At 57.3% G+C, this 274-nt stretch carries 1 protein-coding gene; it reads left to right on the forward strand.

Features of this window, described 5'->3' with window-relative positions; genetic code table 11:
• Positions 1-24 precede the first annotated feature (24 nt).
• Positions 25-274 (forward strand): hypothetical protein (locus SB765_RS29545; protein WP_410932479.1); only part of this gene is annotated, 250 nt, incomplete at its 3' end.

Below are 274 nucleotides of genomic sequence, written 5' to 3' on the forward strand. Positions count from 1 at the left end.
GTGACGATGCCTTGGACTGCGCCCTTGAGCATTGGCTATGTCGTCGCCATTGCCGGGCTCGGCATGCAGGCGGCGGGTGTCGGGTTGCAGGTCGCGGCGATATATACCGAGGATGAAAACCTGGCGAATACGTTCTACATGCTCTCGAACGCGTTGCAGATCGTGGGGGGGCTGATGTTCGGGATTGGGCGAGGGATGGCTCTCAAGGTAGCGAAGGAGCTAAAGCATTGGACCAAACACCCACTTATGCAGCCAGGCTCTAAATTTGAGCTAC

This window comes from Pseudomonas sp. SIMBA_067 (assembly GCF_046534675.1).
Taxonomy (GTDB): domain Bacteria; phylum Pseudomonadota; class Gammaproteobacteria; order Pseudomonadales; family Pseudomonadaceae; genus Aquipseudomonas; species Aquipseudomonas putida.